Genomic DNA, 17,893 nt, shown 5'->3' with positions numbered 1-17,893 from the left:
CGAGCAGCGGCTCGTCGGCCTCGACGCTGTCGCCGACCGACTTCAGCCAGCGGGTGACGGTGCCCTCGGTGACGGACTCGCCGAGCGCGGGCAGGGTTACAGAGATGGCCACAGCAGTTCACTCCTTTCCGGTCAGGCCGTAGCTCTGGGCGGCGGTGTCGGGCACGTTCGGCTTCACGTCGCCTCGGGCGGCGAGTGTGCGCAGCGTGTGTACGACGATGGACTCGGCGTCGACACCGAAGTGGCGGCGTGCGTTGGTCCGGTTGTCGGAGAGGCCGAAGCCGTCGGTGCCCATTGAGGTCCACTGCTGCGGCACCCAGGGGGCGATCTGGTCCGGTACGGCGCGCATCCAGTCGGACACGGCGATGACCGGTCCCGGCGCGTCGGCCAGTGCTTCGGTGACGTACGGGGTGCGTCCTTGGGCTTCGGCTTCCATGGCGTCGCGGCGCAGGAGTGTCCAGGAGGGGGCCGACCATACGTCGGCGGCAACGTTCCAGTCGGTGGCGAGCAGTTCCTGGGCCTTGAGGATCCAGTGGATTGCGGTGCCGGAGGCGAGCAGTTGCAGGCGGGGGGTGTTCGCGCCGGGGTTGTCGGCAGGCCGGTAACAGTACAGGCCGCGCAGGATGCCTTCCTCGGTCCCCTCGGCCTGCGGCATCGGCGGTTGGATCTTGGTCTCGTTGTAGACGGTGAGGTAGTAGAAGACGTCCTCGGGGGTCTCGCCGTGCATGCGGCGCAGTCCTTCGCGGATGATCACGCCGACCTCGTAGGCGAAGGCCGGGTCGTAGGGAAGGCATGCGGGGTTGGTGGAGGCGATGAGATGGGAGTGGCCGTCGGCGTGCTGGAGGCCTTCGCCGGTCATGGTGGTGCGTCCCGCCGTGGCACCGATGACGAATCCGCGGCCCAGCTGGTCGGCGAGTGCCCAGAATTGGTCTGCCGTGCGCTGCCAGCCGAACATCGAGTAGAAGATGTAGAAGGGGATCATCGGCTCGCCGTGTGTTGCGTACGAAGTCGCGGCGGCGGTGAAGGAAGCGAGGGAGCCGGCCTCCGTGATGCCTTCGTTGAGGATCTGACCGTTGGTGGATTCCTTGTAGTAGAGGAGTTGGTCGCGGTCAACGGGCTCGTACGTCTGGCCCTTGGGAGAGTAGATCCCGGCGGACGGGAACAGTGACTCCATACCGAAGGTGCGGGCCTCGTCGGGGACGATGGGAACCCAGCGCTTACCGGTTTCCTTCTCTCGCATCAGGTCCTTGACCAGGCGGACGAAAGCCATGGTGGTGGCGATCTCCTGCGTGCCTGACCCCTTGGCGAGCGCGGCGAACGGCTTGTCGGTGGGGGCGGGGAGCGGGCGGGAGACGACACGGCGGGCCGGCGCAGGGCCGCCGAGCGCACGACGTCGCTCCTGAAGGTAGGCGACTTCCTCGGAGTCGGCCCCCGGATGCGCGTAAGGCACCATTCCCTCGCCTAGTTGGGCGTCGGGTATGGGCAGGTCGAGGAGGTCACGCATCGCGCGGAACTCCTTGCCGGACAGCTTCTTCATCTGGTGATTGGCGTTGCGGGACTCGAAGCCGGGGCCGAGTGTCCAGCCTTTGACGGTCTGGATGAGGACGACGGTCGGGGCGCCGTGGTGGTCGAGTGCCGCCCGGTAGGCGGCGTGGACCTTGCGGGGTTCGTGTCCGCCGCGTGAGGTGCCGACGATCCGGGCGAGGTCCTCGTCGCTGTAGGGGCGGGCGAGGTCGGCCAGCGCGCCGGTGAAAAGACGCTTACGGATGTATGCGCCGTCGCGGGCGGCGAAGGTCTGTAGCTGACCGTCGGGCAGGGTGTCGAGGGCGTTGAGGAGCAGCCCGTCGGAGTCGGTGGCCAGAAGGCCGTCCCATTCCATGCCCCAGGGGACCTTGACGACGTTCCAGCCGGCTGCGCGGAATTGTGCCTCCAGTTCCTGCATGATTTTGAAGTTGCCGCGCACCGGGCCGTCGAGGCGTTGCAGATTGCAGTTGATGACGAATGTGAGGTTGTCGAGTTCCTCGCGGGCGGCGAGGGCGAGGGCGGCTGTGGATTCGGGTTCGTCCATTTCGCCGTCGCCGAGGAAGGCCCAGACGTGGCTGTGGCTGGTGTCCTTGATCCCGCGGTGGTGCAGATAGCGGTTGAAGCGTGCCTGGTAGATCGCCGAGAGCGGACCGAGTCCCATGGACACGGTCGGGAACTCCCACAGCCAGGGCAGTCGCCGAGGGTGTGGGTAGGACGGCAGGCCGCCGCCGGCCTCCATCCGGAAGCGGTCCAGTTCGGCCTCGCTCAGGCGGCCTTCGAGGAAGGCGCGGGCGTAGATGCCAGGTGATGCATGGCCCTGGATGTAGAGTTGATCTCCGCTGCCGTCGGCGTCCTTTCCTTTGAAGAAGTGCTGGAAGCCGACCTCATAGAGCCATGCGGCCGACGCATACGTGGCCATGTGCCCGCCCAGACCACCGCGCTCATTGCCACGGGTGACCATGGCGGCGGCGTTCCACCGGTTCCACGCCGTGATCCGTGCTTCCATCGTCTCGTCGCCGGGGTAGGCGGGTTCGGCAGCGGTCGGGATGGTGTTGACGTACGGAGTCACGGACTGCGGCGGTAGTGGTACTCCCGCCCGGCGCGCGTGATCGACGACTCGTTGCAGCAGCCGCCAAGTGCGCTGCGGTCCGACGGCGTCGATCGCGCCGTCGACGGAGGCGAGCCATTCGGCCACCTCCTGCGGATCGGGCTCGGGCAGCTGGTCCAGCTGGTGGATCGGAGACATGGGATCGCCCTTCTGTGACGCAGGCCGACCGGAACCGGGTGGGCCTCTTGGCGGCCGGTTGTGTGGGTGAAACCGGCTGGCTGATGGTCGTCGAACCCCTCACGACACCAAGCTTCCATATAGCGGAAGATCGATTTCTCATTGCAGAAGCTACGCGCCGACAGGTTGTACGGTCAATCGCTACTCGACGGTAATTTTCAATGATCGATCAAATGGCGTGCGGAGGCTGCACCCTGGTCTCCCCCGCGGCGCCCGGGCACGGTGCCCTGAGGACCAGGTGTCAACCGCTCCTCGGCTCACGTGCGTACTCCATGACGTGGAGTTCCATCAGACGGCCCAGATGAGGGTCACCGCGCCGCAGACCTTCCACGATCTCCTCATGGTCCTCCGCGTTGTCGTGCAGTTCGGTACGCAGCCAGCGCAGGGAGAGGCGCGTCCACGCCTCCACGCCCAACCAGTCCCAGTGCCGGATCAGGACAGGATTTCCGCACGAGCGGACGATGGCCCGATGGAAGGCCACTCCGTGCAAGGCCTGACTATCGACATCCCCCTCGGCGGCCGCACGGCGCATCGCAAGCAGATGCCGCTCCAGGATGCTGACATTCCCGGCCAGCCGGGGAGCCGCCAGCATGACAGCGCGGCGCTCCAGGGCGGCGCGCACCAAGTACACGTCGCTGAGCTGGTCCAGGCTCAATTCCTGGACACGTACGCCCTTGTTGGGAGTGGACGTCACCAGGGCCATGGCTTCCAGCTCGCGCAGAGCTTCACGTACCGGTGCCTGACTGATGCCCAGTTCCAGTGCGATCCGGCGCTCTACGATGCGGTCCCCGGGCTCCCAGCGGCCGGCCACGAGGCCTTCGAGGACGAAGGTCCTCACGTGCTCGTGTAGAGGGGCCCGCTCCAACGAGGCGGCCGCTCTCTCAGCTCCTGGTGACAGGGGGGTCGTGGGATCTGGGTGATCTGCGGGAAGCGGCACGGCCCGGCTCTCCTCTGCTGCAACGTTTGAGCAATGATCGATCATTCGCTACGGTACTCCACACGACGAACCGCATCAGCGGCAAACTCTGCTTGCCACGCATGAATGCTCCGGGTGTGGGCCCGGCTTCGCGAACTGTCGATTTCTCACCGGCGCCGCAGCGCGCCCCCTCTCCCCTGCCTCGCCGAACGGCCGCAGAGCCTGTCACCGAACAGGCCTCACACGCCGGCCATTCGGCCACACCCGGGTGAGAAGTATGAGCCGAGCATTACCTCGGCCCTACGCCGGCGAGCCCCCGGCGAGGCCGGGGGCTCCGCCCCAAGAAAGGAGCCTGCACAGTGGATGCGCCTGAGGAGGGCCGACGATTGGAGCGTGTTGACCTGGGCGAAGTACCTTACGAGACAGCACAGGCGGACATGGCTCACTGGGTGGAGGAGTGCAAGCAGGGCCTCGCGGCGAACAGACTCTTCCTGCTCACCCACCCGCAGGTGATCACCTATACGGCCCGGACCCCGAAGGGACAACTGCCAGGCCCGGAATCGCCGATCAGTCTGGTGCAGACCGCCCGCGGCGGGCATGCTACCTACCACGGCCCCGGCCAGCTCATCGGCTACCTTGTGCTCAACGTCCGGCAGCTCGGCCCCCGCGGCCTGGTCCGCCGTGTCGAGCAGGCGCTGATCGATGCTCTGGACACACTGGGGTTCCCGGCAATCCGCCGGGAGACACCGGCGGGGGCCAACAGCCTCGTGGGAGTATGGACCCCTGACCACCGCAAGCTCGCCTCGATCGGCATGCACATCAGCGGGAGCATCTCCAGCCATGGCTTTGCCCTCAACGTCGCACCCGATCTGAGCGTCTACACCACCTTCACCGCCTGCGCCCTGCCCGGCGTGCGCATGACCTCCCTGGCCGAACTCGCCGCTGAACGTGGCATGACGAGTCCGACAGAAGAAGAGGTCCGCGACGCAGTGGCCCAAGCGGTCACCTCACGCCTGGCACCACGGCTGAACGAACATGAGCTCACCTGAACGGCGAAGGTCTCATTACTCCTCGCCATGATGCGCCCCCTAACGCCCTCTCATCGAACCTGAACTCGAGGAAGTGAGGTTTCGTGTGCTTGTGCACGCTGCCGGTCCTTGCCGCCCTCATGGCTACGGCACCACTCGCCAAAGCCTTCGCCCATAACGGTGCCCGCAGCACCGACAGCGTCACCACGGTTGCAGACCCGGTCGGACCGCGGATCTCCACCACAGCCATCCCCCCGGCTCCACGCCGAAGATAAAAACTCTTCCCACCGAGGACGACATCAGAAAGGCCAACAAGCGCCCCAAGGGTAAGCTGGCCTGCCTCACTCCGAGATCGCCCCAGAGCACAAGCCTCGCCCGTCCGAGGGACAGGCTGAAGGGGACCAAGGAGCAGTACCAGAAGGTGACGGCCGCTACCCGCGCCTTCGCCAGCGGACAACCGCCGGGGCGACGACGCTCTTCCGTATGTTTGTGCATGTAGCGGTCCGGGCCACTGCCACAAAGGCGGCGGCCCGGGCATTTCCATCTATGACGCAGTCGACGCTATGGCCTGAGAGCGCCCCTGGGAGCGATCGGTCTTGGCGCCGGGGCTTTTGGGTGCGACGGTGCGGGGGTCTACTGCTTCTCCCGGTGCTCCGACTGCGTAGGGGCCTTGGGGCTGGCTATCGCGGTCGTGCGGGAGGAGGAAGAAGACGCGCCTGCGGTACAGCCCGCTGTCGGGGTCGGCTTCGGCTTCGTCATCGAGGACGGCGTAACCGACCATGCGTCCGTCGCGGGCGTAGGGGGGCTTGGTGCCGCGGCGTTTGGTCTTGTCGACGGCCTGGCGGACGTAGTCGAGCTGCGAAGGGTCTTCCAGCCACACCACCTCCTGCTCATGGGTGATCTCGCTTGCGTCCAACAGCGAGCTCATGGCTGCAGCCCCTCCTTCACCGGCCGGCCCGCTGCGCGGGGGGCCTGTTGTGCCTGTGTGGTGTGGTGCTCGCTGCGCCGCGTGGCAGTGGAGCGGGGTGCCGGCCCCGTTGGGTGGGGCTGGCGTTTCATAGTAGTTCGGGCTCCGACTGGCGGGCAGGGCCTGTAGCGGTGGTGGGTCACGCGTCACTCACCAGGGCGAGGCCGGGGTAGTACTTGCGGCCGTTGGATTTGATCATGTCGGAGGGTGAGTTGAGGCCGAGGTCCTGGCGGACGCGGGTGGCAAATGCGCGGGCGGTGGCGGGGCGGATGCCTTCGCCGGAGTGGCACCAGCTGGTGTACTCGTTGTACAGCAGGCCCTGCTCGACGCGGAGGTCTGCGGCCGCGTCAGGGTTGCGGGTGCAGCATTCGGTGAGGAAGCGGCCGATGTGGTCCTCGGTGGTGGCGTAGGCGGTGGTCGCCATCCGGACGCGGTCGGGGCCTTCGAGGGGGTCGCGGGTGGTCAGGTAGCGTCGGGCGCCTTCGATGAGCCACTGCAGGATGCCTGGGCCTTCGTCGCGGACGAGTTCGAAGGCGAGGTTGTCGATGCGCCGTTCGGCGGGGACGGTGCGGGTGAAGGGGATCAGGCGGATGCGGCGCCAGAAGGCGAAGCCGCCGGTGGAGACCTCGGGCCTGTGGTTGCCCAGCAGCCACAGGTGGTGGGTGGGGCTGAAGGAGAAGTAGTCCTGTCGCATCCGGCGGGCTTTGATCTTGTCGCCGCCGGTGAGGAGACGGACGCGGGCCTCGTCGAACTTGTCGTTGGGTTTCAGTTCGCTGCACACCACCAGTCGGCGGCCGTGCAGCTCGGTCAGTTCGGTGGAGTGCTCGTTGTAGGAGCCGCGGTCCATCAGGAAGCCGGGCGGGGCCGCGTCGGCGTAGTCACCGAGGATCTGGATCATGGTGTCGAGCAGGACGCTCTTGCCGTTCTTGCCCTCTCCGTGCAGGAAAGGCAGCACCTGGGCGCCGACGTCGCCGGTGATGGAGTAGCCGAGGAGAAGGTGCAGGAAGCCGATCATTTCCCGGCCTTCGGCGTCATCGCCGAAGGTGTCGGCCAGGAAGCGGTCCCAGCGGGGGGTGTCCATCGGCTGGGGGGCGACGGTGGTGGCGCGAGAGTGGAAGTCGCGCAGGGGGTCGGGCTTGCGCAGCTGGCCGGTTTTGAGGTCCACGACGCCGGCTGGGGTGCACAGGGCGTAGGGGTCTCCGTCAAGGACGTCCGGCTCGACGGAGAGGTCAGGCGAGGCTTTGGCCTGCTTGAGCATGGCCTGCATGCCACTGGTGGACAGGGTCCTGCGGCGGTGGTGGACGAGTTCGCGGTTGCTGTAGAAGCCGTCGGGGTCGGTGGTGGCGAGGCTCTCGGCCATCTCTCCGGCAGCCCATAGGGCTGCTTTCTCACCGCCGGTGCGCTTCCACCGGTAGCCGTCCCACACGAACCAGCCCAGGCCTTCGGCATGACGGAATTGGTCGCGGTAGAGCCGGATGAACAGCCGGGCGTTGCCGCGGTCGGACAGGTCCAGCGGCAGCAGGCCGGCGTCCGTGGTGGCCGGGGGCGCGGGGGCAGCTGGATCGGAGTGGGTCTGCGCGGGGAGCAGCCGGTTGTTCTGGGAGACCGTTTCGAGGTCGAGCATCTGCTGAGCGGCGGCCTGTGCGTCAAAAGGCGGTGTGCCGGCGCTGCTCATGGACGTCCTTCGGGGTGGAACGGGCGGGTGGCCCCTGCTGCAAGGCCGCTGTCGATGATTCTGGCGTTGCGGGCGTGCTGCGCGGGGCGGGCGGTGTCAGCGGCGTGGAGGAGTTGCTCGCGTGTGGTGGCCTCATCGAGACGGCCGGCAGCGGTCAGTCCTCCAGCGGTGTAGGCGGCCCGGTTCAGTTTTTCGGTGAACCCGGTGCCTTCGGGGGCCGCCGCGCAGGCTGACACCGCCTCGATCAGGGGCTCCAGGATCCGATGGGCCGTTTTGCCGCGGCCGGGGCGGGTGCGTCGGATGGTCTTCGGCGGTAGGGGGGCTGGGGGTTCGATGACGTGGCCGGTGCGGATCAGCTCGGTCTCGAGCCAGGCTGGCAGGGGGGCAGGCAGCCGGGTTTTACCCAGTGCCTGGTAGGAGCCGTCCGTGGTGCGGGTGCCGGGGGCGACGATGTATCCGCCGTGTGCTCGGACGTCGACCTGCCAGGCGAGTGCGGTCTTGGTGCTGGAGCCGGTGGAACACCTCAGACGCTGCTTCTGGTGGGGGTAGGAGTACCAGATGTGCAGGCCGCTTGAGGGGGTGCGCACGCGTAGGGTTTCCTCGTCTTGGGTCGGGTCGGGCTGCTGGCGGTAGGCGGCGAGCAGCGCGAGCGTGTCGAACCCGGAGGCGAGTCCGGTGAGGTTGACGGCTTCGGGGATCGTGATGCCTGGCAGGAGACGGTCCCGGTCTGGGACGGGGGCGGGGTGGGCGTCGACGTCGATGACGACCAGGTTGGCCGGGCCGCAGGCGATTCCCACTCCGGGGGCGGGTCGGGTGTTCCACCAGGTGTTGATGTGCTCGAGGTCGGTGGTGGCGGCGTGGAAGCCATGGCAGGGTCTGCCGGCGGGCAGGCAGGGGCAGGCTGTCGGGGAATGGCTTTGGTCCCTGCATGCGGGGCAGTTCGCCGCCGGCGTCTTGCGGCCCGGCGCCAGGGGGTGGACGGGCCAGCCCTGCTCGGCGCACCAGCGGGCCACGGCGTGGGGCTGTACTGGCCTGCGGAGCACAGGGGCGTCAAGCTCGCCGGGGCGCGGCACTGGATGTCCTTCTCACCGTCTCGTCGTCGGCCTTCAGTCCCTGCGTAAAAGCACAGGTCATCCGCTGAGTGATACAGCTTCAGGGACCCAAGGGACTCTACTTCGAAACAGAGTGTAGGACCTCGACGAAGTCTCGGTGGGCAGCTTCCACGGCGTGCCGCAGTATCGGGTCTTCGGTCCCTTGAGTCCCTTGGCCCCTCCCCTGGGCGCAGGGAAGCACCCCAGATGCCCGAAATGCAGGCATCTGGAGGGTCTGAAGGGACTGAATCACGGAATTCACCGCTCACGCTCCTGCTGCCGGGGCTAGGGGGATGGTCCCGCCCAGAGGCAGGGACGGTCCCTCGTCCGGCAGGGTCCCACTCAAAGTTCGGTCCCTGCGGTAAAAGTGCAGGTCAGTGACTCAGGTCTTTAACTTGAGGGACTGTAGGGACCGAAGTTCCTCATTATCAACTGCTCATGCTGTTCTTCTCCTGCGCGCGGGCGCGCGAACATCGCATGCGCTCAGTCGTCTCATATATAGAGGGGTTGAGTCCCTTCAGTCCCTGGATTGGTAGCTTCAGCTGCCCTGACCTGCAAAAACAGCACGGTCCGCCTGTAGGGACTGAGTCCCTACAGACCAAGCTTCTGCTGACGATCAGGTGGCGGACGGCCTCAAGCGGGCAGCGCCGGTCCACCCCTGTGTTGCCATGGCGCGTCACACATGGGGTTCCAGGCGGTGGGCGCGAGTGACGAGCAGCAGGTGGCGGGACATACGGTTGTCGGCCCCTATGTCTTGACCAGGTCGAGTCCTGCGGCCGGACCGTAGTCCATGGCGACGGTGATCGCGCGGGCGAGGAAGACCACTCGCGGCGATCGGGGACTCCGTCGGCCTCGTGCTCCTCACGGTCCTCGACTCGTTGCGCCCCGACGAACGACTGGCGTTCGTGCTGCACGACGTGTTCGCCGTGCCCTTCGCGGAGATCGGCACCATTCTCGGCAGATCCGCCGACGCGACCAAGATGCTCGCCAGCCGCGCCCGCAGGAAGGTACAGGCCGCCCAGCAGCCGGCAAGCGCCGCACGACAGCAACGCGAGGTGGTCCGAGCCTTCCTGGCCGCGGCCCGCGACGGCCGGTTCGAACAGCTGTTGCAGGTTCTCCACCCCGAAGCGGAGTTCACCATCCGCACCCCGAACGGCACGTTCGTCACCCTCGGAGCTACCGAAGAAGTCGCCACCCGCGCGCGAGTGGCTGGCAGCGCGGCACGAGGACACGCGGCAAGCGTCGACTGCCGCCCCGGCGTCATCTCTTGGAGCGAGGACGGCACCCCGCTCTCCCTCCTCGTCTTCACCGTCGCCGACGGCCTCATCACCGGGATCACCGCTGTGGCCGATCCGGACGAACTCGCGCTTATGGACCTGCCGGACCCGGTGTGCCCCCCCACCGACGAAGGCCCCTCACACTCGAAGCGGTCCGCACCTGGTCCGCAGAGACGGTGAACCCAGTTCTTGGAAAACCTCAGTGATGATGGCGTTCGCGGATCAAGGCCGTGGTCCCGGTCGGTCTTGCGCGGCCTGGGCAGGGTTCGAGGAGCAGGTCGGCTTTCGGATGACTCCCAGGGTCTGGTTCGCACCCGAGTATCTGCCCCACGTTCCGGAGCGTTCTACGCCCTACCTGGTAGGTCGCCCACCAGAAGGTCGAGGATGACCTCCTTATGGAGCGCGACGCCGAGGGTGGTCATGGCAGGGGCGAGATGCGGATCCCAGGCCACGCTGACGAACTGGCCGCCGAGCGGCAGCCGAGTAGGCAGCCGGGACGTATCACACGGAGAGCTGGCCCGTGCGGAATGCTGTCACCAGGAGTGTGCCGGCGGCGCGTGGGCCCGATCCGCCGGATAGCACTTCGGCGCTGATACGGGTGAATCCAACCTCGTCAAGGAGCTTCGTCCACACCTGCTCTTGGAGCACCCAGCGGCGCATGGTGGCCGGCTTGCCGTCCGGGGTCTTTGCGCCGATTTCGGTGTGCTGCACGTCGGCGTGGGCGGGCTCGCCGCCGAGGTGGTGGGCGAGAGTGGAGAACACCAGTCGCCCGCCGGGCCGCAGCGCGGCGACCGCAGCCGACAGCAGTTCGCGCGGCTCTGCGAAATCGACGGCGCCGAAGACGCTGTAGAGCACGTCGTAGGTGCCGGCCATGGCATTCAGGTGCTGTGGCACGTCGGAGTGGACCAGGAGCAGCCGCGAGGCGAGGTGGCCGTACAGGTCTTGGGCCGTGCCGTGCTGGGCGGGCGAGGCGTCGACGGCGATGACGCGGGCGGGCTGGTGGTGGACGGCCAGGTGCGCGGCGTGACGGGCGGCACCTGCGCCGAGGTCGCCGATACAGCGCCCGGTGATGTCGCCGAGGGCTTCGGCTCCGGGTCCGCTGTCCTGGCCCCAGCTCCAGAAGAAGCGGTCAGGCACGGTGCGGTCGGTGGCGTGCCGGGTGCGGCCGTAGTGATGCCAGAGGTCTGTGGTGGGGAGGGTCACCCCGCCCATCCTGGCGGGCACCGTTGGCCAGCGGGTCGGTTCGGCGGAATCTCACTCAAGGGTGTGCTTCTGGGGTCCCTGCCGGACGGCAGGGACCCCAGAAGCACCGTGCGGGGTCAGTGCGAGTCGTTGCCCGGGTGGCAGGGGCCGCACTTGGCGGCGTCCGCCTACAGCGGCAGGTCGACCTCCCAGCCGTCGGCGGCGATCAGGCCCGCCGTCCGCAGCACTGAGCCGTCGTCCTTGAACTCGACCTCGGGGACGTGGTGGAGGAAGTGCCCGTCGTTGAAGCGTTTGCACAGCTCGAAGTACGCCACGGTGTCGAGAATGATGGTGTGGACGCCGATGTCGACGAGCGTGCTCGGGGCGAGCCCGAGGCCTTCGCCTCGGTGCCGCATCGCGGTCAGCAGGTAGGCGTAGCCCTGGTCGAGGACCCGGGCCGCCATGATCGAGTCGTAGGGGTAGTCGGGGGTTGAGGAAGATGGCACGAAAACCGGCGTTAAGCCTCTGTCGGCCCTGGTGGGCGGCTGACGGGGTGTAGGCGGCCGGACCCATGTGAAGCCGTTCCACGGATAACGCCCTATTATCTGCGGGAGCTTGGTTCGTCACCTGCGATGACGTTCTCCGGCCGCTACGTGAAGCGGCCCTGTTATCTGTGGCAAGGGGGAAGCGGTGCCCACCATCGTGCGGTTGCCGGCCATCAACGCCCTCACGGTCCGGGCGGCGGCCGACGCCTTCCTCGACTCGCTGGGCAACCCGAACACGGTCCGGAACTACGGGTTCGGGGTGGGCAAGACCGCCGAGCGGCTCGGCGAGGGCCGACCGCTGGCGGGCGTGGCGGACAACGAGATCGGCGAGGCGCTGGAGCTGCTGTGGGGCAGCGCGGCGGTCAACACCTGGAACGCCCGCCGGGCGGCGGTGCTGTCCTGGCTCGCTTGGTGCCGCGAGCGCGGCCACGACGCCCCGGCGGTGCCGGGCTGGGCGAAGCGGCTGGCGGTGCCGGATTCGCAGACCCCGGCCCGCTCGAAGATCGCCATCGACCGGCTGATCGCCCGTCGCGAGGTCCACCTGCGGGAGAAGACCCTCTACCGGATGCTCTACGAGACCGCCGCCCGGGCGGAGAAGGTCCTGGGGCTGAACATCGAGGACCTGGACCTGGCGGGCCGCCGCGCGCAGGTGAAGGCCAAGGGCGCCCGCGCCAAGTCCCGCCGCCGAGGGCAGGCGCGGGAGGACTTCGTGCTGGAGACCGTCTACTGGGACGCCGGCACCGCCCGCCTGCTGCCCCGCCTGCTCAAGGGCCGCGTCCAGGGGCCGGTGTTCGTCACCCACCGCCACCCCGGGCCGGGCAAGGTCGTCCGCCCACGCGACGTGTGCCCGGACACCGGCCTGGCCCGCCTCTCCTATGGCCAGGCCCGCGCTCTGCTGGACGAGCACACCGCCCTGCGCGGGCCCGGGACCGGCTGGGACCTGTATGAGTACCGCCATTCCGCCCTGACCCACCTCGGCGAGCAGGGCACCTCGCTGCTGATGCTCATGGCGAAGTCGAGGCACAAGAAGCCGGAGAACGTCCGCCGCTACTTCAAGCCGTCCCCGGAGGCGATCGCCGAGCTCACCAGCCTGCTTGCTCCGGGCAACAGCAGACGTTGAAAGGGGCCAGGGGCCGGGGTGACCTCTGCTGGTCAGGAGGCCGAGGCGCCCTGTTCGGAAGACACCATGGTCTGTTGCTTCACGCCTGCGGACGGCGTGGCCTTGAGCAGGCCGACGCCAATGATCAAGGCGGTCAGTGTGAATCCGGCGGAGGCCAGGAAGGCCACGTGGTATCCGTCGACCAGCGATTCCGCCTCCGGCTTCCCCGCGGCCATGAGGCTGTTCCTGCGCGCGCTGACGAAGGCGCTCAGCACGGTCAGGCCGATTGCGCCCCCGATCTGCTGAGTGGTGTTGAACAGTCCGGAGGCGATGCCGGACTCGGCCGACGAAACGGCAGTCATGCCGAGCCCCATGATGGCCGGCGCGGCGAGGCCGAAGCCGACCCCCATGACGAGGCTGGCTGGGAGAAAGTCCACCAGATAGACGCCGTTGACGCGGGCGAACGACAGCATGACGAACGCCCCGACGATGAGGGCGAGCCCCAGCAGGAGCATCGCGCGCTGGCCGTACCTGGTGATGAGTCGGGTCGAAAGGCCGAGGGACACCACGGCGATCACCACGGCGATGGGCACGAAGCCGATACCCGCCTGGAGCGAGCTGTACGTCAGCACGCGCTGTAGGTAGAGCGTGCCGAAGAACAACAGACCGAACATGCCAGCGATCATCAGGAACTGGACGATGTTGGCCGCAGCCAGGCTCCTTGAGCGGAAAAGACCCAGCGGCAGCAGTGGCCTCGCGGCTGCGGCCTGGCGGACGACGAACCCGATCAGCAGCAGCAGGGCCAGGGGGCCGAGCAGTAGGGTCTGGGCTGCTCCCCAGCCGACCCGCTCAGCGTCCACGATGGTGTACACCAAGAGCATCATTCCGCTTGTGACCAGCAAGGCTCCTAGGAAGTCGGTGCCCTTGCCCATACCCTCGCCGCGGTCCCCCGGGAGCGCTCGCATGCCGACGAGAACGAGGGTGGCACCGATCGGTGCGTTGATGAAGAAGATCCAGTGCCAGCTGAGCAGATCGGTGAGGACGCCGCCGAGCAGTGGTCCGACCGCGCCGCCGCCCGCGGAGGCGAAACTGTAGGCAGCGATGGCCTGGGCCTGCTTGCGACGATCGGAGAACACGGTCGCGACCATGCCGAGGATGCAGGCGGAGGCGATCGCTCCACCGATCCCCTGGAGGAAGCGAGACGCAATCAACAAAGTCTCGCTGGTCGCGACGCCGCACAGCACGGAGGAGGCGCTGAAAAGCGCGATGCCCGTGAGGAACACGGCCTTCCGCCCGATGAGGTCACCGAGCCGTCCGGCCAGCAGCAGGAGCCCGCCGAACGGGATGACGTAGGCGTTGACCACCCAGACGAGGTTCTCGGAGGAGAGCCCGAGACCACTCTGCACAGCGGGCAGCGCCACGTTCACGATGTTCTGGTCCAAGACGATCATCATCTGGCCGACACAGAGCAGGACGACGGTCAGCCACGGTGACGCACTCGCCCTTGTGGCAGGCAGGGGCATGTTCGAACCTCCCTTTGGGGAACTATTTGTTACAGCAGTCATCTTCTGTAACCATGACCTGTCGGGGAAGGAGGCACTTTTATGTCCCGCAGTCACACGCATGTGTCCGAGGAGGTCACCGCCGAGGCGTGTCCACTCGTCGAGGTAATCGACCATGTGGCGGGCAAGTGGAGCATCAGCATCCTGGTCGCCGCCGCACGTGGCCCCATCAGATTCACTGAGCTGGAACGCTCCATCGAAGGCATCAGCCGACGGATGCTCACCTTGAACTTGCGCAGGCTTGAACGCGACGGTCTGCTGACACGGACCGTTCACCCCACCGTGCCGCCGAAGGTCGAGTACAGCCTCACTTCCATGGCGCGAGAGCTGTACTCCTACCTAACCGGCTTCGTGGAGTGGGCGGAGCGGCACCGCGGCGCGATCGCTCAGGCCCGAGCCGCCTACGACGCCACGGCAGCGGCGGCGCCGCAGGCAGGGTCAGTCCCACCCACAACCGGAGTGGTGACGGGCACCACTGCCTGAGTCCGCATGGAGCCAGGGTGCGGTCACTCCTCCTCGGCGGTGTCCGGGCCGCGCAGCGGCCGCATCCCGCCGGGCAGGTCGGGGAGCTGGAAGGAGTACCGGCCGAGCATGTTGATGTGCTGCCGCACGAACGGCGAGAGGCGGGCCACGTCCTCGTCCCGGACGTCGAAGCCGTCCGCGCGGAGCTGGTTCACCGCGGCGTCCATGTACCGGGTGTTGAACAGCACCAGGGCGTTGAGGACCAGGCCCAGGGCGCCGATCTGGTCCTCCATGCCGTCCTGGTAGCGCTGGTAGAGCTGGCCCTGCTTCCCGTGGAAGATCTTCCGGGCGAGGGAGTGGCGGCCCTCCTGGAGGCTGGCCTGGCTCTTGATCTGCCGCCGGTAGCTGGGCTCGTCGGCCAGGCGCAGGATGTGCAGTGTCTTGGAGATCCGCCCGTAGTGGGCGATCGCGTCGCCGAGCGGGGTGGGGCGGCCGTCGCGGGACAGCATCCGGATCACGTCGTACGCGCGCACGGCGCCGGTGTGGATGGAGCCGATGATCCGCAGGACGTCCTCCCAGTGACGTTCGATCCTGGCGAGGTCGATCCGGCCGCGGGCCGCGTCCTGGAAGGCTCCGTAGTCGGCGGCGCGGTCGATGCGCCACATCTTCTGATCCGGCAGGTCTGCCAGCTGCGGCGCGTACGCGAACCCCGCCAGGGTGAGCAGGCCGAAGACAATGTCGCTGTATGAGGCGGTGTCGGTGACGATCATCTCCGGGCGCTTGCCGCCGTCGCGGTCGTAGAGGACGTCCAGCACGTACAGCGAGTCGCGCGGGGTGCCGGCCACCACCTTCCCGCCCAGCCCCGCCGCCTGGTCGTTGATCATGTTCAGCCAGGTCGCCCCGCCCCGGCGCCCGAAGTACTTCGGGTTCGGCCGCGCGTACACCGACGGCACGGGGACGACGAACCGCATGCCGTCCACGGAGGCGACCAGGCCGCCGCCCCAGACTTGCGCGAGCGGGATGGCTGCCTGGTGGTCGATCAGTGTGGCGTTCGCGGCCCGGTACGTCGCCAGCCGGAGGTAGGTCTGGTCGACGTGGGACAGCCGCCCGTACTTCAGCGCGTCCGCGGCTCCGATGACCGGGGTGTAGCCGACGTTGCAGCTGTGCGCGACCAGGAGCGCGGCGATCGTGACGTGCAGGTCCTTCAGCCGGGCCTCGCCGCCGGTGACCGAGGTGAACGCCTGGTCGGCGCCGGTCCACGAGAACACCTCCAGCAGCGCCTCCGGCAGGTCGACGCGGGGCAGCATCGCCTCCACCGCCTCCCGCAGGTCACGCAGGGAGGCGGGTTCGGGCTCGGGTTCCAGGGCGGCGAAGTGCAGGCGGCCGTCGTCGTCGAACACGATCTGGGAGTTCTCCGGCACCCGCCCGGCCACCTCGCGGTAGGTCCCGTCCAGCAGCGCGGCCCGCGCCGCTAGGTGCTCCCCGGCCTCGGCCGGCAGGTTGAGTGAGGCGAGCACAGTGGGCTTGGCCTGCTCCCACGCGTCTCCGTCCAGCAGCTTCGCGCGGGGGTCGCCCCACTTGGAGGAGTTCTTCGCGAACACCTGCTTGCTCCGCAGCATCCGGTGCAGCTGCTCCAGCACGCAGAACGCGTGGGCCTTCCAGTCGACCGTGCCCGGCTCCAGGTGCGGCGCGGACAGCACCAGGCGCCGCCACGACCCGGTGAGCAGGCCGGTGTCGATCTCGGCGGGGCCGACCTTCTTGCGTCCCATCAGGTCCGGCAGCGACTTCAACGCCTTCAGGACCGGCAGGCCCTGGCCCGCACGTGGGCCGAGGTGTCCGGGTCTCCCCTCGCGGCAGCCGCTGCTGCCCGGGAGCTGGCGATCGTGCTGCGCCACCTGGACCGCCAAGGCGAGGCCCGGAGCCTCATGGCGTCGGCAGCCGCCGATGTGGAGGCGACCGACCTGCGCACGGACGCTGCGGCGGCCGCGTACGCGCAGATGCTGTGCACGCTGGCGTACACGGCCGGGCGGGGCGGACAGCGAGCCGAGGCGCTGGCGATGGTCGAGGAGGCACGTCGCTCCGCCCGCCGACTGCCCGGGTCGCCCCCGCCGGGCCGTCTGTTCCCCGTCAGCCCGGCAGCCGTCGACCTGTACGCGGTCGGGGTGCACTGGGCGCTCGGCGACGCCGGTGCCGCGCTGGAGACGGGGAAGGACCTGCGGGCCGATCAGTTCCCGACCGCCGAGCGTAAGGCGAGGCTGGGCACGGACATGGTGCGGGCCTGGTGGGCGTGGAACCGGCCCGAGCAGACCGCCCGCGCGCTCCTGGACGCTCACCGGGCCAGCCCTGGGGAAGTCCGGGACCGGCCCGCGATCCGGAGCATCGTCAGCGAGCTGGCCGAACGGCACCCGCGCACCACGGGCGTGCGCGAGCTGCACGCCGCCGTGGTGTCGGCCGGCTGACTACCACGACCGGGACGGACCAACGCCCTATGCGCCGCGCGTCATCGAGGAGCGCATCGCGGACCGGCGGCATCGCGTGCTGATTGTCTTGTGGCAGGCCCGAACGGCACTGCGGGTGCTTGGTGGTCTCCCAGGCGAACACGTCCGGCGGCAGCTGCTTGACGGGTGTTGAACCAGCAGGGGCGCCGATGCGGGTCAGATGGGATTCAGCGGTGTAATACCGGTGCTCGCGTACAGCTCAGGTTCCAGAGACAGGACCGTGATTGGCGTTCCTGTCTTGACCGCGTTCCACGCGATCGCGGCCGCGTGAGCCACCGGCCAGTCCACGTCCTTCCATCCCATCGCATCCACAGCGTGCGCCGTGGTGAACGGGACCTTCTCCGCGAACCGCAACGATGCCGCATGCTTGCCTGCGCCTGTGACCTGTTGTTCTGCGGCGAGGACGGACAGCGACGGGACGATGACACGGCCGGTGCCACGGGAAGCTTCGATGTAGAGACCGGTGAAGAAGGGATCCGCACGGTACAGGGCAGTCAGGGCGGTGTGGTCCAGGACAGCCGTCAGATTCATGCGGCGGCGCCACCCTGATGGGCGCTGATCTTCGCCCAGGCGTCCTGGCCGACCTGCTGGACCTGCTCGTTGTACTCGATGCCGAGCTCGCGGGCAGCCTCGGCAGCGCGTTGCTCTCGCTCAGCTTGCGTCAGCTCGCGGGTAGCGAGCTCTTCCAGCAGCTCAGTGATGGTGGTGCCGCGCTCCTCGGCGAGGATACGCAGCCGGTTGCGTACTTCCTCGCTGGTCTTGATGCTCGTCGGTTTGCTCAT

At 68.1% G+C, this 17,893-nt stretch carries 15 protein-coding genes and 3 pseudogenes; 5 read left to right on the top strand and 13 right to left on the bottom strand.

What is annotated here, in order from left to right; genetic code table 11:
* The 3 genes from ACZ4V6_RS34885 to ACZ4V6_RS34875 form a co-directional block, all read right to left on the bottom strand.
* Positions 1–112: biotin/lipoyl-containing protein (locus tag ACZ4V6_RS34885; RefSeq protein ID WP_467835045.1), on the bottom strand; the 112-nt coding region annotated here is incomplete at its 3' end.
* Positions 113–118: 6 nt separating this feature from the next.
* The gene (gene aceE, locus ACZ4V6_RS34880; protein WP_467835035.1) at positions 119–2,770 is read right to left on the bottom strand and encodes a pyruvate dehydrogenase (acetyl-transferring), homodimeric type; all 2,652 of its coding nucleotides are present in this window, start codon (positions 2,768–2,770) and stop codon (positions 119–121) included.
* 280 nt (positions 2,771–3,050) lie between these two features.
* A complete protein-coding gene (locus ACZ4V6_RS34875) occupies positions 3,051–3,647 on the bottom strand; it encodes a GntR family transcriptional regulator (RefSeq protein ID WP_467835032.1) in 597 nt (198 codons plus the stop codon).
* Between the two features lie 437 nt (positions 3,648–4,084).
* On the opposite strand from ACZ4V6_RS34875, the gene lipB reads away from it, so the two are divergent.
* The gene (gene lipB / locus ACZ4V6_RS34870) at positions 4,085–4,774 is read left to right on the top strand and encodes a lipoyl(octanoyl) transferase LipB (protein WP_467835030.1); all 690 of its coding nucleotides are present in this window, start codon (positions 4,085–4,087) and stop codon (positions 4,772–4,774) included.
* A 523-nt stretch (positions 4,775–5,297) separates the two neighbouring features.
* Here the strand turns inward: lipB and ACZ4V6_RS34865 are convergent.
* The 3 genes from ACZ4V6_RS34865 to ACZ4V6_RS34855 form a co-directional block, all read right to left on the bottom strand.
* Complete coding sequence (locus ACZ4V6_RS34865; RefSeq protein ID WP_467835027.1) at positions 5,298–5,681, bottom strand: DUF6009 family protein; 384 nt, start codon at positions 5,679–5,681, stop codon at positions 5,298–5,300.
* 178 nt (positions 5,682–5,859) lie between these two features.
* Positions 5,860–7,395 (bottom strand): DNA primase family protein, encoded by a 1,536-nt coding sequence (locus ACZ4V6_RS34860; RefSeq protein ID WP_467835025.1) that lies wholly within the window; start codon positions 7,393–7,395, stop codon positions 5,860–5,862.
* Positions 7,392–8,408, bottom strand: coding sequence for a bifunctional DNA primase/polymerase (locus tag ACZ4V6_RS34855; RefSeq protein ID WP_467835023.1), 1,017 nt, complete (start codon positions 8,406–8,408; stop codon positions 7,392–7,394). Before ACZ4V6_RS34855 ends, ACZ4V6_RS34860 begins: the two co-directional genes overlap by 4 nt.
* Positions 8,409–9,310: 902 nt before the next feature.
* Here ACZ4V6_RS34855 and ACZ4V6_RS34850 point away from each other — a divergent pair.
* A pseudogene (locus tag ACZ4V6_RS34850) lies at positions 9,311–9,877 on the top strand (sigma factor-like helix-turn-helix DNA-binding protein); the annotation flags it as partial.
* Between the two features lie 230 nt (positions 9,878–10,107).
* Here ACZ4V6_RS34850 and ACZ4V6_RS34845 read toward each other — a convergent pair.
* The 3 genes from ACZ4V6_RS34845 to ACZ4V6_RS34835 all read right to left on the bottom strand — a co-directional run bounded on the left by ACZ4V6_RS34845 (position 10,108) and on the right by ACZ4V6_RS34835 (position 11,409).
* The gene (locus ACZ4V6_RS34845) at positions 10,108–10,242 is read right to left on the bottom strand and encodes a DUF2399 domain-containing protein (RefSeq protein ID WP_467835044.1); all 135 of its coding nucleotides are present in this window, start codon (positions 10,240–10,242) and stop codon (positions 10,108–10,110) included.
* Positions 10,243–10,264: 22 nt separating this feature from the next.
* Entirely contained in the window at positions 10,265–10,975 is a 711-nt protein-coding gene (locus tag ACZ4V6_RS34840; RefSeq protein WP_467835021.1) for a class I SAM-dependent methyltransferase, read from the bottom strand.
* Positions 10,976–11,133: 158 nt separating this feature from the next.
* Positions 11,134–11,409, bottom strand: coding sequence for a glycine-rich domain-containing protein (locus ACZ4V6_RS34835; protein ID WP_467835041.1), 276 nt, complete (start codon positions 11,407–11,409; stop codon positions 11,134–11,136).
* Between the two features lie 226 nt (positions 11,410–11,635).
* Here ACZ4V6_RS34835 and ACZ4V6_RS34830 point away from each other — a divergent pair, with 226 nt between their 5' ends.
* Positions 11,636–12,610, top strand: coding sequence for a tyrosine-type recombinase/integrase (locus tag ACZ4V6_RS34830; RefSeq protein WP_467835019.1), 975 nt, complete (start codon positions 11,636–11,638; stop codon positions 12,608–12,610).
* A 32-nt stretch (positions 12,611–12,642) separates the two neighbouring features.
* Here the strand turns inward: ACZ4V6_RS34830 and ACZ4V6_RS34825 are convergent, their stop codons facing one another.
* A complete protein-coding gene (locus ACZ4V6_RS34825; protein WP_467835017.1) occupies positions 12,643–14,112 on the bottom strand; it encodes an MFS transporter in 1,470 nt (489 codons plus the stop codon).
* A gap of 81 nt (positions 14,113–14,193) precedes the next feature.
* Between ACZ4V6_RS34825 and ACZ4V6_RS34820 the strand changes: the two genes are divergently transcribed.
* Positions 14,194–14,634, top strand: a complete 441-nt coding sequence (locus tag ACZ4V6_RS34820) for a winged helix-turn-helix transcriptional regulator (RefSeq protein WP_467835015.1) — start codon at positions 14,194–14,196, stop codon at positions 14,632–14,634.
* A gap of 23 nt (positions 14,635–14,657) precedes the next feature.
* On the opposite strand, the pseudogene ACZ4V6_RS34815 reads toward ACZ4V6_RS34820, so the two are convergent.
* Positions 14,658–16,427, bottom strand: a pseudogene (locus ACZ4V6_RS34815) (Tn3 family transposase); the annotation flags it as partial.
* Here ACZ4V6_RS34815 and ACZ4V6_RS34810 point away from each other — a divergent pair.
* Positions 16,428–17,072, top strand: a pseudogene (locus ACZ4V6_RS34810) (transcriptional regulator); the annotation flags it as partial.
* Between the two features lie 195 nt (positions 17,073–17,267).
* Here ACZ4V6_RS34810 and ACZ4V6_RS34805 read toward each other — a convergent pair.
* Positions 17,268–17,642: a PIN domain-containing protein gene (locus ACZ4V6_RS34805; protein ID WP_467835013.1), complete on the bottom strand. Its 375-nt coding sequence runs from the start codon at positions 17,640–17,642 to the stop codon at positions 17,268–17,270.
* Positions 17,639–17,893 (bottom strand): hypothetical protein, encoded by a 255-nt coding sequence (locus ACZ4V6_RS34800; protein WP_467835012.1) that lies wholly within the window; start codon positions 17,891–17,893, stop codon positions 17,639–17,641. Before ACZ4V6_RS34800 ends, ACZ4V6_RS34805 begins: the two co-directional genes overlap by 4 nt.

This window comes from Streptomyces sp. NPDC029152 (genome assembly GCF_055564355.1).
This window is presented reverse-complemented; position numbering and strand designations above follow the sequence as displayed.

Coding starts and splice junctions, on each gene's coding strand:
- aceE (WP_467835035.1), bottom strand. CDS start 2,770: ATGTCTCCGATCCACCAGCTGGACCAGCTGCCCGAGCCCGATCCGCAG.
- ACZ4V6_RS34865 (WP_467835027.1), bottom strand. CDS start 5,681: ATGAGCTCGCTGTTGGACGCAAGCGAGATCACCCATGAGCAGGAGGTG.
- ACZ4V6_RS34860 (WP_467835025.1), bottom strand. CDS start 7,395: ATGAGCAGCGCCGGCACACCGCCTTTTGACGCACAGGCCGCCGCTCAG.
- ACZ4V6_RS34840 (WP_467835021.1), bottom strand. CDS start 10,975: ATGGGCGGGGTGACCCTCCCCACCACAGACCTCTGGCATCACTACGGC.
- ACZ4V6_RS34835 (WP_467835041.1), bottom strand. CDS start 11,409: ATGGCGGCCCGGGTCCTCGACCAGGGCTACGCCTACCTGCTGACCGCG.
- ACZ4V6_RS34825 (WP_467835017.1), bottom strand. CDS start 14,112: ATGCCCCTGCCTGCCACAAGGGCGAGTGCGTCACCGTGGCTGACCGTC.
- ACZ4V6_RS34820 (WP_467835015.1), top strand. CDS start 14,194: ATGTCCCGCAGTCACACGCATGTGTCCGAGGAGGTCACCGCCGAGGCG.
- ACZ4V6_RS34805 (WP_467835013.1), bottom strand. CDS start 17,642: ATGAATCTGACGGCTGTCCTGGACCACACCGCCCTGACTGCCCTGTAC.
- ACZ4V6_RS34800 (WP_467835012.1), bottom strand. CDS start 17,893: ATGAGCAAACCGACGAGCATCAAGACCAGCGAGGAAGTACGCAACCGG.